At 48.2% G+C, this 13,683-nt stretch carries 16 protein-coding genes and 1 pseudogene; 11 read left to right on the top strand and 6 right to left on the bottom strand.

Translation table 11 applies throughout. The features are described 5' to 3' along the window. Window positions 1–591, top strand: a pseudogene (locus ON063_RS13010) (Sau3AI family type II restriction endonuclease); the annotation flags it as partial. Window positions 592–660: 69 nt separating this feature from the next. Continuing rightward, window positions 661–1,107, top strand: a complete 447-nt coding sequence (locus ON063_RS13005) for a very short patch repair endonuclease (RefSeq protein ID WP_214746560.1) — start codon at window positions 661–663, stop codon at window positions 1,105–1,107. A 14-nt stretch (window positions 1,108–1,121) separates the two neighbouring features. On the opposite strand, the gene ON063_RS13000 is transcribed toward ON063_RS13005, so the two are convergent. After that, window positions 1,122–1,808: a BglII/BstYI family type II restriction endonuclease gene (locus tag ON063_RS13000; RefSeq protein WP_274665414.1), complete on the bottom strand. Its 687-nt coding sequence runs from the start codon at window positions 1,806–1,808 to the stop codon at window positions 1,122–1,124. A gap of 317 nt (window positions 1,809–2,125) precedes the next feature. Between ON063_RS13000 and ahpC the strand changes: the two genes are divergently transcribed. Together ahpC and ahpF are read left to right on the top strand one after the other, a co-directional pair. Beyond that, entirely contained in the window at window positions 2,126–2,689 is a 564-nt protein-coding gene (gene ahpC, locus ON063_RS12995) for an alkyl hydroperoxide reductase subunit C (RefSeq protein WP_015880295.1), read from the top strand. An 11-nt stretch (window positions 2,690–2,700) separates the two neighbouring features. Further along, window positions 2,701–4,224 (top strand): alkyl hydroperoxide reductase subunit F, encoded by a 1,524-nt coding sequence (gene ahpF / locus ON063_RS12990; protein WP_074036831.1) that lies wholly within the window; start codon window positions 2,701–2,703, stop codon window positions 4,222–4,224. 37 nt (window positions 4,225–4,261) lie between these two features. On the opposite strand, the gene ON063_RS12985 is transcribed toward ahpF, so the two are convergent. After that, a complete protein-coding gene (locus tag ON063_RS12985; RefSeq protein WP_274665413.1) occupies window positions 4,262–4,663 on the bottom strand; it encodes a hypothetical protein in 402 nt (133 codons plus the stop codon). 137 nt (window positions 4,664–4,800) lie between these two features. Between ON063_RS12985 and ON063_RS12980 the strand changes: the two genes are divergently transcribed. From ON063_RS12980 to ON063_RS12970, 3 genes are all read left to right on the top strand, one after another. Next, a complete protein-coding gene (locus ON063_RS12980; RefSeq protein ID WP_214696655.1) occupies window positions 4,801–5,148 on the top strand; it encodes a PadR family transcriptional regulator in 348 nt (115 codons plus the stop codon). After that, a complete protein-coding gene (locus tag ON063_RS12975) occupies window positions 5,135–6,097 on the top strand; it encodes an HAAS signaling domain-containing protein (protein WP_274665412.1) in 963 nt (320 codons plus the stop codon). The genes ON063_RS12980 and ON063_RS12975 overlap by 14 nt, the downstream gene beginning before the upstream one ends. Window positions 6,098–6,175: 78 nt before the next feature. Next, window positions 6,176–7,012 carry an aldo/keto reductase gene (locus ON063_RS12970; RefSeq protein ID WP_274665411.1) on the top strand — a complete coding sequence of 279 codons (837 nt, stop codon included), beginning with the start codon at window positions 6,176–6,178 and terminating at the stop codon, window positions 7,010–7,012. Window positions 7,013–7,044: 32 nt separating this feature from the next. On the opposite strand, the gene ON063_RS12965 is transcribed toward ON063_RS12970, so the two are convergent. The 4 genes from ON063_RS12965 to ON063_RS12950 all read right to left on the bottom strand — a co-directional run bounded on the left by ON063_RS12965 (window position 7,045) and on the right by ON063_RS12950 (window position 10,132). Further along, window positions 7,045–7,860 (bottom strand): MetQ/NlpA family ABC transporter substrate-binding protein, encoded by an 816-nt coding sequence (locus tag ON063_RS12965; RefSeq protein WP_274665410.1) that lies wholly within the window; start codon window positions 7,858–7,860, stop codon window positions 7,045–7,047. 20 nt (window positions 7,861–7,880) lie between these two features. Further along, the gene (locus tag ON063_RS12960; protein WP_214696647.1) at window positions 7,881–8,543 is read right to left on the bottom strand and encodes a methionine ABC transporter permease; all 663 of its coding nucleotides are present in this window, start codon (window positions 8,541–8,543) and stop codon (window positions 7,881–7,883) included. Next, entirely contained in the window at window positions 8,536–9,282 is a 747-nt protein-coding gene (locus tag ON063_RS12955) for a methionine ABC transporter ATP-binding protein (protein ID WP_274665409.1), read from the bottom strand. The genes ON063_RS12960 and ON063_RS12955 overlap by 8 nt, the downstream gene beginning before the upstream one ends. Window positions 9,283–9,391: 109 nt before the next feature. Then, entirely contained in the window at window positions 9,392–10,132 is a 741-nt protein-coding gene (locus ON063_RS12950; RefSeq protein WP_274665408.1) for a hypothetical protein, read from the bottom strand. 194 nt (window positions 10,133–10,326) lie between these two features. On the opposite strand from ON063_RS12950, the gene adhP reads away from it, so the two are divergent. From adhP to ON063_RS12930, 4 genes are all read left to right on the top strand, one after another. Further along, window positions 10,327–11,358, top strand: a complete 1,032-nt coding sequence (gene adhP / locus ON063_RS12945) for an alcohol dehydrogenase AdhP (RefSeq protein ID WP_274665407.1) — start codon at window positions 10,327–10,329, stop codon at window positions 11,356–11,358. 112 nt (window positions 11,359–11,470) lie between these two features. After that, complete coding sequence (locus tag ON063_RS12940) at window positions 11,471–11,896, top strand: MarR family winged helix-turn-helix transcriptional regulator (RefSeq protein ID WP_214875973.1); 426 nt, start codon at window positions 11,471–11,473, stop codon at window positions 11,894–11,896. Window positions 11,897–12,003: 107 nt separating this feature from the next. Beyond that, complete coding sequence (locus tag ON063_RS12935) at window positions 12,004–12,531, top strand: CarD family transcriptional regulator (protein WP_271305830.1); 528 nt, start codon at window positions 12,004–12,006, stop codon at window positions 12,529–12,531. Between the two features lie 113 nt (window positions 12,532–12,644). Further along, the gene (locus ON063_RS12930; protein ID WP_274665406.1) at window positions 12,645–13,559 is read left to right on the top strand and encodes a methyl-accepting chemotaxis protein; all 915 of its coding nucleotides are present in this window, start codon (window positions 12,645–12,647) and stop codon (window positions 13,557–13,559) included. Window positions 13,560–13,683 lie beyond the last annotated feature (124 nt).

The raw sequence follows: 13,683 nt of genomic DNA, 5'->3' as shown, positions 1-13,683 counted from the left end.
AAGACTGTAGATCCCGATTCTGCTAAAGATAAAATCCCGAAAGGCATAGGTGGAATGATTAAGAAACGTGTCATTGGCACCGAAGAGGATTTGGAGAAGGTCGAGATTTTCAATAAATTGACGTATGACATCAGGAGTATCCCTATAAAAACAAACTACTATCCCCTTGAAAAAGCAACCTTCCGAACTCTCCACAGAGAAGATTTTCAAGATGATTGGGAGATTTCTGATTGGAAGTTATTTTTTGAAGAGAGTACTTTCTTCTATGTCGGTTATCTCGGCGAAAAGAACTCCTCTAAAAATGGACAGCGAAAGTTAGAGTGTTTGTTCAAAGTCGCATTCACCCCTGACGAAATCGAGGACTTCGCAAAGACGTATAAACAGATTCAGAAGGCGCTTATCACAAACAAGATCTCGGACCTCCCAACAGCGACCAAATGTCCAGATTCTCCTCTAGTCATTTCTACGAAAGGCGGAAGAGGTGACTCTTGTTATGAAGCTTTTTTCAAAGGTGGACGAAAAACATGCTTCATGTTCAACAAAGATTTTTTACACAAAAAGTTTCAGCAATCCATGATGATTAAATCTTGAACATATTCTGTTGATAATCTGCTGACTGTATAGGGAATACCTTCTCTAAGAACTCAAGGAGGAGAGGGTATGGCCAGAAACGTACCGAAAGCATCGAGTCCAGCCGTGTTCAAGACGATGAGCGGAAACCGTGGGAAAGATACGAAGATGGAAGTCAAAGTCAGAAAAGCGCTGTGGGCGGCCGGATATCGGTACCGCAAAAACAATCGCAAACTTTACGGGACGCCCGACATCTCGTTTCCTGGATTACGCGTCGTCGTATTTCTGGACTCTTGCTATTGGCACGGCTGTCCCCTCCACTTCAAACTACCGAAGACGAATGCCGATTTTTGGCGTCAAAAGATTGGACGTAACATCGAGCGTGATGCCGACGTCACACAACATTATGTAGAGGAAGGTTGGATCATCCTTCGATTTTGGGAACACCAGGTCAATGATGATTTTGATCATGTCATCTATACCATCACTCATTTCGTTGATATGGCCAAGCAAAACCGACACATACGAAGTGGTTGAGATTAAAAAGTACGTCAGTCCAAATCTTTATCGAACATCGGTTCATCATAGGTCTCGGTCGTTTCATCGACAAGCAGGTTCGCGTAGAATTCCTCTACGTGGCCTCTTTTTTCGCCTTTCTCGTTTAAATATTCAACGATTTTGAATGTATCAGGTGCTTCAAGTCCGATAATGACAATCGGTACGGTGAGTTGCGTGTTCAGCGGCTTCAAATGGTGGACATATTTCTCATACGTCCCAATAGCTCCATCAAAATTACCAGCTCGCTGTAATCGTTGAGTCGCACAAATGATTACTCCGATTCGAGTTTGAATCGCTTTTTCAACGTGATTCAGTTCGCTTGCGATGACCGGTTTCAATAAGTTCCAAGCGATGGTACCCGCATGGTTAAATCCGACCTCGAGTGAGATATTGTCTTTGGCGAAATCAAGACGCCACACATTCTCTGAATAGTCACGATCCTGAAAAATCGGACTCTCGCTCATCCATCCTCTTCTCAAAAATTCCAGTCTGAATAGTTCGTTCAAAGCCTTTGATAGACTCTTGTTCTTTTTAGCGTATTTTTCATTAAATAATTTGATGATGTCATCGTCGCTAATTGATTGAATGATGTCATGAATCTCTGACCAAATCTCCTTGAACTCTTCATCATTCTTCAATATCGTCTCACCGAATCGGTGGGAATGAACTCGATAATTCATAATAAATCCCCCGTCTGTAAATGATAATCACGAACAGAAAGACGAGAATAACGATACACTCTCCATCTTTCAATCGAGTTTGTGACTCATTTAATATTTTGTAAAGATACTACTTAAAGAAAGAAAATACATCATTATTGTAATCGTTTTCTTCATTGATATTAAGCTAATCATAAATATTCATTAGTTATTTCAACACATTTCAAAGCATGCAAACGCCTTGACAATTCCAGCTCGTTATATGAAGTTAGTATTACATTATAATTATTCTAGTCGAGATAGAAACGCTAGAGTAAAAAACAAGGAGGACATAACCCATGTCATTAATCGGCAAAGAAGTACTACCATTCAAAGCACAAGCATTCCAAACAGGTGAATTCCTCGAAGTTACAGAGAACGACCTCAAAGGCAAATGGAGCGTTGTCTGCTTCTACCCAGCTGACTTCACATTCGTCTGCCCAACTGAACTCGAAGACCTTCAAAACGAGTACGCTACACTCAAAAACCTCGGTGTAGAAGTTTACTCTGTCTCAACAGACACACACTTCACACATAAAGCTTGGCACGAAACATCTGAGAAAATCGGAAAAATCGAGTACATCATGATCGGTGACCCATCACACGTCATCTCACGCAACTTCGACGTCTTGAACGAAGAAGACGGCCTCGCAGACCGTGGTACGTTCATTATCGACCCAGACGGCGTCATCCAAACTGTCGAGATCAACGCTGGCGGCATCGGCCGTGACGCGAGCACGCTCGTCAACAAAGTCAAAGCAGCACAATACGTACGCAACAACCCAGGCGAAGTCTGCCCAGCGAAATGGGAAGAGGGTTCTGAAACACTCCGCCCAAGCCTTGACCTCGTCGGTAAATTGTAAGGAGCGATTGCATGTTAGAAGCAGCGATTAAACAACAGCTCGACCAATATCTCCAGCTCATGGAGGGCGACGTCGTCCTCCGTGTGAGCGCTGGGGAAGACAAAGTCTCAAACGAGATGCTCGAGCTCGTCAACGAACTCGCCAGCATGTCATCACGTATCTCGGTCGAACGCGCGACACTCGAGCGTACGCCGAGCTTCAGCGTGAATCGTCCGTCTGAAGAGACAGGAATCGTCTTCGCGGGGATTCCACTCGGACATGAGTTCACATCACTCGTCCTCGCCCTCCTCCAAGTGAGTGGGCGCGCACCGAAAGTCGATGCGGACACGATCAAACAGATTCAAAACATCGAAGGCACGTATCACTTCGAGTCATACATCAGCCTTAGCTGCCACAACTGCCCTGACGTCGTGCAAGCGCTAAACGTCATGAGCGTCCTCAACCCGAACATCACCCACACGATGATCGATGGAGCCGCGTTCAAGGATGAAGTGGAAGCGAAAGAGATCATGGCTGTCCCGACGGTCTTCTTGAACGGAGAATCGTTCGGTAACGGTCGGATGTCACTCGAAGAGATCTTAGCGAAACTTGGTACAGGTCCTGACGCCTCTGCCTTCTCGGACAAAGACCCGTACGACGTCCTCGTCGTCGGTGGCGGTCCAGCTGGTGCGAGTGCTGCCGTATACGCGGCTCGTAAAGGAATCCGTACCGGAATCATCGCGGAGCGCTTCGGTGGTCAAGTGATGGACACGATGGGCATCGAGAACTTCATCGGTACCGCTTATACGGAAGGTCCAAAACTTGTCGCAAGTCTAGAAGAGCACGTCAAAGAGTACGGGATCGACGTCATGAACCTCCAACGCGCGAAGCGTCTTGAGAAAAATGACCTCGTCGAGATCGAACTCGAGAACGGTGCTGTCTTGAAGAGTAAGAGCGTCATCCTCTCAACTGGTGCACGCTGGCGTAACGTCAACGTCCCAGGTGAGGCGGAGTTCAAAAACAAAGGGGTCGCTTACTGCCCGCACTGTGACGGTCCTCTCTTCGAAGGGAAGCGTGTCGCGGTCATCGGTGGCGGTAACTCTGGGATCGAAGCGGCCATCGACCTCGCAGGGATCGTCAAGCATGTAACGGTTCTCGAGTTCGCTCCTGAACTCAAGGCCGACCAAGTACTTCAAGACCGTCTCCACAGCCTCCCGAACGTGACTGTCATCACGAACGCTCAGACGACAGAAATCACGGGTACGGACAAAGTGAACGGCATCTCGTATGTGTCTCGTGAAACGAACGAGTCACACCATGTCGAATTGGAAGGCGTCTTCGTCCAAATCGGCCTCGTCCCAAACACGGACTGGCTCGACTCGGTCGAACGCAACAACTTCGGGGAAATCGTTGTCGATCGTCATGGTGCAACGAATGTCCCAGGTGTGTTCGCAGCGGGAGACTGCACGAACAGCGCCTACAAACAAATCATCATCTCGATGGGTTCTGGTGCGACAGCCGCACTCGGCGCCTTCGACTACATGATTCGCAACTAATACAAAGACTCGCCCTCTATCATGAGAGCGAGTCTTTTTACAATTCAAACGTTTTCCCGGAGTCCGGGATGAATAAGACCGCTTTTCCGCTCCCCGTCTCAAACCGATAGCCCACTCGAGGCGTGAATGGATTCCATTCTCCCCCGGTCGTCGGTACGCTCTCGATGTACGTCACGTCATTGTACGTTTTATTCAGCATCTCTTGTGCTTCCGCTACTGAATAACTCGGTATGGATAACACGATTCCGATACTTACGCTGATCAGCCCAAACGTCACAGCCCACCGAGTCGATATCGGCTTTCGGAAATGGGCTAAAACCAATAGCGTAATCATCCATCCAATCGGCACCCCGAACGTCCCTGCATTCCCATACCATTGTGCATTGATTGTCAATAAACTGGCGATCACCACGCCGCTAACTATCCACCACCATTTCATGAACATCACCTCCCCTTCATTATCCCAGAATCAGGAAAAGACTCAATTTGTTTTTTAATAATTAACTACATTGATGTATGATGACTTATAGTGTATGATATACAGTATAAAGATGAACGAATGAAGGAGGCGAAAAAATGTCCGATGTCAAAGCCTCGTTGGTGACGGAATTGCGTCGTGGTACGTTGACGATTGCGGTGCTCAGTCAGTTGAAGACACCACAGTATGGTTACTCACTCGTCCAGGCATTACTTGATGCCGAGATCAACATTGATCAAAGCACGCTCTACCCGCTCTTACGTCGACTGGAAAAACAAGGACTCGTCACAAGCTCGTGGGATACGACGGAAAGTCGACCTCGAAAGTACTATGTGCTCAGTCCCGATGGAATGGCTATTTTGAATGAGTTGTACGAAGAATGGATGAAGATGTCGAAAACGTTGACCCGTCTAATTGAAGGAGGAAATGATCATGAATCTTCGTGATGTATATATCGATGAAGTCACCTCTCGAATCCCTGAATCGATGCAGCAAGATGTCGCCCTTGAATTGGAATCGACCATCGATGACATGACTGGAAATGACCCGTCTGAAACTGCCTTATTTGAAGCGTTGCGCGAACTCGGCGACCCTCATGTTCTCGCTGCTCGTTATGCGAATCGTCCCCTCCATCTCATCGGACCAGCTTTCTTCACACAGTACGTGAACATCATCAAGATCGTCTTACCGATTGCCGTCACGGTTGTCACTATTCTCTCCATCATCGGTTATTTGACCAACCCCATAGACGACACGTCTTGGAGTCAATTCTTGATTCAAGCATTCCTTCAGACCGGGGCTGCCATCTTCAATGTTGTCGTTCAAACGCTATTCTGGATTACCCTCACGTTCTTCATCATCGAACGGGCTGTACCTGAGGGCGAAGTCCCCTTCTCGAGTTGGAAACCTGAACAACTCAAGAAAGTAAAACCTCGTTCGACCTCAATCTCTCTTGGTTCAATCTTGTTTGATGTTGTCGTCACCGTTTTGATGGTCGTATTGTACGTCAACGCCGAACAGTTAATTCGCGTCGTCACGGATGGCGAATCCTATCCACTACTCAATTCGTCCGTCTTGAATCAATTCTTCCCATTTGTCATTGCCTTGGTCGTTTTCGGCATCGCGATCGCCATTTACAAATGGATCGTTCGACACTGGACGAAGCCGCTCGCCTTATGGAACGCCCTCTTCAATATCGTATGGATCATCGTCACGGCACTCATTTTACTGCAACCTGATCTAATTTCGACCGAAGCGCTCTCTTTGATTGCTGAACAAACGAATATCGACATCGAAACAATCAGTCGCTGGGGTGTATGGAGTATTTTGTTCACGATCATCGTCGTGTGTATCCTCGACCTGGCCGAAGGGTTGATCAAAGCCTTTCGTCGTTGACCTCACATTCAAACGTTTCATTTCCGAGGAAAGTGGAATAGCGGAGAAGAGAACGGATTTTGAATGGGGAGGCATTTGATGGGTATTCCAACAATGAAGTTACATGATGGTTATGAGATTCCGGCCATTGGACTCGGAACAGTTTATTTGAAAGGTGAAGCAGGGGTCGACGCCATTACGTGCGCCATCCGAAACGGATATCGACTCATCGATTCGGCGATTCGTTATGATAATGAAGGTGCGGTCGGTGAGGCGGTTCGCCAATCTGGCATCCCGCGCGAACAACTTTTCTTAACATCAAAATTGCGCGCGCAATATTATGACTACGACCAGGCACTCGAGATGATTCGGGAGTCCCTGTATCGGGCAAACCTCGACTATTGGGATTTATTCCTCTTGCATTGGCCAAACCCGAAACAAGACAAGTACGTCGAGGCATGGCGTGCCTTGATTCAGGCGAAGAAAAATGGATGGATCCGCTCCATCGGGGTATCGAACTTCATGCCGGAACATCTCGACCGTTTAATTGAAGAGACGGGAGAAGCACCGGTCATCAACCAAATCGAGTTACACCCGTACTTCTCGCAAGTCGAGCAGCGTCAAGCCGATAAGGAGCGTGGCATCATCACGGAGGCATGGAGCCCGCTCAGTCGCGCTCGTACAGTCATCCACGATGAGAAAATCACCGAACTCGCCAAACAAAAAGGCAAGAGTGTCTCTCAAGTCATCTTGCGCTGGCATATCCAGCTCGGTGTGATCCCGCTCGCCCGCTCGTCTAGTGAGTTGCATCAGAAAGAGAACCTCGATGTCTTCAACTTCGAATTGACCGAGGAAGAGATGGAGACACTCAATGCGTTGACGAAGCCGGACGGTCGCATCGATGACCAGGACCCTCGTGAATACGAAGAGTACTAAAAAAGATTGAGCCGACGAGGCTCAATCTTTTTTTATTCAAACGCCGGAATCGCCGTTTCTGCATAGTTTTCTTCTAAGAATGCACGAACTTCATCACTCGTGAGCGCCTCACCGAGTTTTTGGATTGCTTCGTCGTCCTGATTGTCTTCACGTGCGACGAGCGTAATGGCGAAGTCGTTCTCGACACCTTCTGTCAGAAGTGCGTCACTCTTTGGTGTCAAACCGAGCGGTGCCGCGTAAGCCGGTGTCATCAAGACTGCATCGACATCATCGTATGCACGAGCGAGCATCAACAAGTCGACTTCTTCAAACTTGAAGTTTTTCGGATTCGAGGTGATGTCGGCTTGTGTATAGTACGTGCCTTCTTTCTCTCCGAGTTCAATTACATCATGTTGTGCGAGAAGGGAGAGCGAGCGGTCGATGTTCGATACGTCGTTGGCGATGGCGATTGTCGCGCCTTCCGGAATGTCTTCCATGTTGTCATAGTTTTTCGCGTATACGCCGTAGTTTGCGAAATAGATTGGTTCGATTGGAACGAGATTCGCATCATTGCTGCGGTTGAACTCTTCCATGTACGGAACGTGTTGGAAGAAGTTCGCATCGACTTCTTTCGCTGCGAGTGCCGAGTTCGGTTGGACGTTGTCTCCGAGGACGACGATTTCGAGTTCAATGTTCTCTTCTGCGAGCTGTTCTTTCGCAATTTCAAGCATATCTGTCATCGGTGGGATGAGTGACGCGACTTTCAACGTCTGTGGTTCGTTCGCTTGTTCTGTTTGTGTTTCTGTGTCGTTCCCACATGCCGCGAGGACGAGTGTGAGCGAGGCAAGAAGTGCTATCAATTTTTTCATATTCATTTCCTACTTTCTGTTTAGCGTTTGTCGATAATTCGTGCCACGGTCGTGCCCGTGAACTGGATCAGCTGTACGAAGACGAGCATGATCAAAATCATATAGAGCATGAGTTCTGTCTGGAACTGTTGGTATCCGTAACGGATGGCAAAGTCACCGATGCCACCGCCCCCGACGACCCCCATGATCGTCGAGTACGAGATAAAGCTGATGATGGATGTCGTCAATCCGAGCACGAGACCGGATCTGGCTTCGACGTAAAGAAACTTGAAGATGATATCTTTCACCGACGCCCCCATCGAAAGCGCCGCTTCGACAACCCCGCGCGGAACATCAATCAATGATTGTTCGACGAGGCGCGCATAATGCGCGATGGCGATGATGGAAAGTGGCACCGTCGCCGCCGCTGTTCCGATGGCTGTCCCGATGATGAGCCGTGTAAATGGAATCAAAAACACGACGAGTAACAAGAACGGGAAAGACCGAACGATATTCACGACCAGGTTGAGGACGGAGAAGACGACTTGGTTCTCTAACAGTTGTCCTTTACGCGAAAGATAAAGCCACGTACCTAATGGAAGTCCAACTAGGATCGCGGCAAGAATCGATACCCCGACCATGATGAACGTCTCGGCGATGGACTGCCAAATCTCTGATTGATAGCGCAACAAGATATCAGGCATTCGGTTCAGCCTCCTTCCGTAACTGTTCGACGAACCAACTCGGATTCTGATCGATGGCGACCACACCCGTCGGCTCTTGTTCAATCGTCTCATGAACGGCTCCTTCTGCCATAACGGTGACGCGATGACAGATTTGACGAATGACATCCATCTCATGCGTGACGAGGACGATGGTGACGCCTAGTTGTTCATTGACTGACTGGAGGACACGTAGCACTTCTGCCGTCGTGTTCGGGTCAAGGGAAGAGGTCGGTTCATCGCATAGGAGCACGCTCGGTTCGCTTGCGAGTGCCCGAGCGATGGCGACGCGTTGCTTCTGCCCCCCACTCAACTGGGAAGGATATTTATCGCGATACGCTTCGAGTCCGACGAACTGGAGACATTCCATCACGCGTGCTTCCCATGACGCTCTCGGGCGCTTGGCAAGCTTCAGTGAATCGAGGACGTTATCAAAGACGGTCTTATTTGCGACAAGATTAAATTGTTGAAAAATCATACCGATCCGATGTCGCTTCTTGCGGAGTTCCCGATTGGAGAGCTTGGTCAACTGGTCGCCATCGACTATGACACTTCCACGATCGGGTCGCTCCAATACGTTCATCAATCGAAGGAGCGTCGACTTCCCGGCACCGCTTGCGCCGATGATGCCGTAAATCTCTCCTTTTCGAATATGAAGCGATACATCGCGAACGGCCATCTCTTGTCCATAACGTTTATGGACGGACGACAATGTGATCATGGCGGACATCCTTTCTACATCTCGTGAGTGAGTCAACCGTTTACCATTTTAGCGAAGTAAAGAGTCGATGTCAGGTCATGTGCTCACACGAAAAGAACCGCAGTGCGGTTCAGAGTGGATGTCGTTTGAAATATTCGGCGATGTGTCGCTTCATGGCGTCTCGATTTTCGGCGAAGATGCGATGGCGATGACCGTTCCCACCAGATGGGTGCGGAAACCCGCTCACTACGCGATCCTGATCCAAGAGCCCTCGCTCAACCAACAATTCCACAGCTCGCCTCACATTGACGCCCATCGGTAAGATGAGAGCATCTTGAAGATGGGCCATCTCTTCAGCGAACGTTCCTTCCACATACCGTCGAAACAAATCCGTTCGAATCATATCCGGGCTCGACCCGTTATAGTTTTTACCCTTATAAAAGACCGGATAAGGGAGGACCGCCGTGTTTTGTACGAGATGATTTGCTGATTCGAACAAATCGAGGGAGGACTCGATCCCTAAGTGATGATGTAGCTCTAAATCATCCAGCATCGTCACCAAGTTCTTCCGAATCGGACCGGAAAAACTGCCACGTTGTTTGACGGCTCGAAGCGCCTCTTCGTCTGGCGCGTCCCTCAAGTCACGGATCGCCTCGAACGACTGCCGCATTTGATACAAACCAGGTGTGATTCCCGCGATGACGACTTTCGCATTTGGATTAATGTATTCGAATGGTGCGTAATAGATGTCGAGTTGTTTCTTTTCGTCACGGTCCAACAAGAATTCTTCGCTTTTTAACGTCTCTTCCTCCAAATCTGATAACTGTAAAATTTTCGATTTGTATGTGTGAAATAACTCTGTCCGCGTCATGTAACTGACACTCCTTTCGTTTGCTTCCTTCATCTCTATTTCCCTAAATCTTCATGTGACAAAAGTTCATGTTTCAGACAAATGCTATCCAAAAATAAAGCGCTTTCATTCCATTTTTTGTGCTATTCTGACGGTGTGATTCAGAGTGTTGTTTAGGCAGATTCGCTAATTTCTCACAAGGAGTGTGTTCAAACATGAAAGCAGTCGTTGTCAATTCAGCAAGCAAAGCCAACATTGAAGTCGTAGAAAAGGAAATTCGTCCATTACAATCTGGGGAAGCGCTCGTCGATGTCGAGTACTGTGGCGTGTGTCACACGGACCTTCACGTCGCGGCCGGTGACTTCGGGGATGTCCAAGGACGTGTGCTCGGTCATGAAGGGATTGGGATTGTATCGCAAATCGCGGACGATGTTACGAGTCTCAAAATCGGCGACCGTGTCAGCATCGCCTGGATGTACCATGCGTGTGGTCGCTGCGAATATTGTACGACGGGACGCGAGACGTTCTGCCGAAACGTTCAAAATGCCGGCTATAGCGTTGACGGTGGCATGGCCGAGCAAAGTATCGTCGTGGCAGATTATGCCGTCAAAGTACCAGAAGGCTTGGATCCTGCACAAGCCTCAAGTATCACATGTGCGGGCGTCACGACGTATAAGGCCATCAAAGTCGCGGACGTGAAGCCTGGGGAGACGGTCGTCATCTACGGTTGTGGTGGACTCGGCAACCTAGCCATCCAATATGCGAAACACGTCTTCAACGCGCACGTCATCGCTGTCGATTTGAACGACGACAAGCTCGAGCTCGCCAAAGAGAGCGGTGCCGATTTGACGATCAACCCTTCGAACGAGGGAGATGCGGCAGATATCGTTCAAGAGAAGTTCGGCGGAGCACACGCCGCAGTCGTCACGGCCGTCTCAAAAGTCGCCTTCAATTCAGCGGTCAACGCCGTTCGAGCCTGCGGGAAAGTCGTGGCCGTCGGGCTTCCTTCTGAAACGATGGATTTGAACATCCCACGTCTCGTTCTCGATGGGATTGAAGTTGTCGGATCTCTCGTCGGGACACGTAAAGACCTAGAAGAGGCTTTCCAGTTCGGAGCCGAAGGACTCGTCGTCCCGGTCGTTCACAAGCGTTGCCTTCACGAAGTGCAAGACGTGTTCGAAGAGATGGAACAAGGGAAAATTCAGGGACGGATGGTCATCGATTTCAAAAATAAAGACTGCCAGTAAAAAACGAGGCCTTGTGCCTCGTTTTGTTCTAGATTGACATTGACGGGGTATAGTTGCTTTTGTATAGTTAGGAACGTCTAAAAACCTGGAAACGAAAGAGGAGTGACTTGATTTGACTCCATCAACGTCAACACGTCTACTTGATTTACTGACAGAACGAAACGATCAAGTTCGACGCATAAGTGAACAATCCTGGAATGAGCAGAGTGACATCCACATCTCAAACTCCGAATGGTATATTCTCGCTACACTTTATCAAGCCAAGACGACCATTGCCGAGGTCACACGAGACGTCCATATCTCGCGGCAAGCGATTCATAAACTGATTAAGAATCTAGAAGGTAAGGCGCTCGTCCTCGTGACGGACCATCCGCAAAATCGAAAGGACAAATGCATCGAGCTGACCTCTCTCGGTCACACTTGTTATGAACAGAATGAGGCGCTCAAAGCGCAACTCGAGCAACGGATCCAAGAAGGCATCGGACAAGAGGCGTTCAATCAACTGAAAACCATTCTACGGATGGACTGGAAACTGTAATCGTGTCGAGTTCATTCGTCACGATTTTTGTATGCACACCTTGCACCAAACGTCAACCGAGTTGACATTTCACCTTCTGAATGACTATGCTTATAGATAAGGAAGAGGTGATCGACTTGTTTAAAGCTGGAGACTTAATCATCTACTCGACCCATGGCGTATGTCGGATCGACGACATTTCGGACAAAACGGTCGCAGGAGAAACGAAATCGTACTATACGCTTCACCCCATCAACAACTCACAGAAGTTGCAGATTAGCATCCCGGTCGATAATGACAATGTGATGATGTTGACGTTGCTCGAAGCAGACGAAGCATTAGAGATTTTAGAGTCGTTCCGCTCGCCTGGCGTTGAATGGAATCCGCATTCGAACAATCGCAATCGTGAATTTTTAAATGTTGTCCATTCAGGGAACCGTCACGAGATCGCTCAAGTCGTGAATACATTGAGCCGTCGTCAAATCGAGGCGTTACAGGCAAACAAAAAGCTGTACGAACAAGATCGTAAAATTTTAGAGAACGCCAAAACCATTTTGGTGAAAGAACTCTCGCTCGCTCTTGAACGTTCAGAAAGCGACATCGAACGTCAAATCGGTGAATACTTACATGAAAGCATGGCGACACTCACACCTTGACCCTTCCACGTGGAAGAGGTCTTTTTTTGTTCTGTCACAATAATATACTTTTTTTTTACAATTATGGGGTATCCTAATACAAATAACTCACACGATATAGGGAGGATGTTAGGATGCAACTTCACTCTAGTACGACCCATGTCACCGACACGCATGTGATTCGAGCCATCGAGAATAATTTGGCCATCATCCGATTCAATGAAGACAGACGCGTCGCCTACGTCAACGAGATTTTCGCCAGAACGATGGGCTATGAAGTCACTCAATTGATAGGACGACACCATCGTGACCTTTGCTTGCCGAAGTTTGCAAACAGTCCCCAGTATGACTTGTTTTGGCGGAAACTGATGCAAGGAGTCAGTTATCATGACAAAATCGAACGTCTTGCTGCAGATGGTCGAACGGTTTGGTTAGAAGCCACCTATATGCCTATTTTTGATGATACGAACAGACGTGTCATTGGTGTCTCTAAGATTGCAGCTGATATCACATCACGTCAACAGGATGTTCTCCATCTAGCAAACAACCTTCAAGAAACATCAGAGTACTTATCCGCACAGTCTAAGGTTGGTAAGCAGGACGGAGAACATGTGCTAGAAAATGTGAAACAAATCGAAGCAGAATCGATTCAAAACAGGGAACACCTTCTTGCACTCCAACAAGAGGCAAAGACGATCACGGACATCGTCCAAACGATTCGCGAAATCGCTGCCCAAACGAATTTGCTCGCACTCAATGCGGCCATCGAGGCGGCACGAGCAGGTGAGCATGGGCGCGGGTTCAATGTCGTCGCCACGGAAGTGCGTAATCTGTCGAATAAAGTGTCCCTCTCGATCACAGAAGTGAATCACAATATCGAAGGAATCGTCAAACGGATTGATGACGTGTCCACGAGCATCGGACGCATCTCTCACAAAGTGAAAGATAGCTCTGGACAGCTCGAACAGACGGTCCGAGAGTTCGAGAAATTAGCGGATTCAGCCGCTACACTCGAACAACAGGCGAAGACGTTTCTTAAAATGGTATGACGCTAAAACCGTTCAAATGAAGCTGCGACAACGCGTCCTGCTTCGATTGAACGGTTTTTGTTAGTGTTCTTTAACTAAATCAGGCGAGAATTCTCCCTCCTCTAAGCGTCTCGGGGCGTAGCCC

The sequence above is a fragment of the Exiguobacterium sp. B2(2022) genome (assembly GCF_028823655.1).
In the GTDB taxonomy this organism is placed as follows: Bacteria; Bacillota; Bacilli; order Exiguobacteriales; family Exiguobacteriaceae; genus Exiguobacterium; species Exiguobacterium aestuarii_A.
This window is presented reverse-complemented; position numbering and strand designations above follow the sequence as displayed.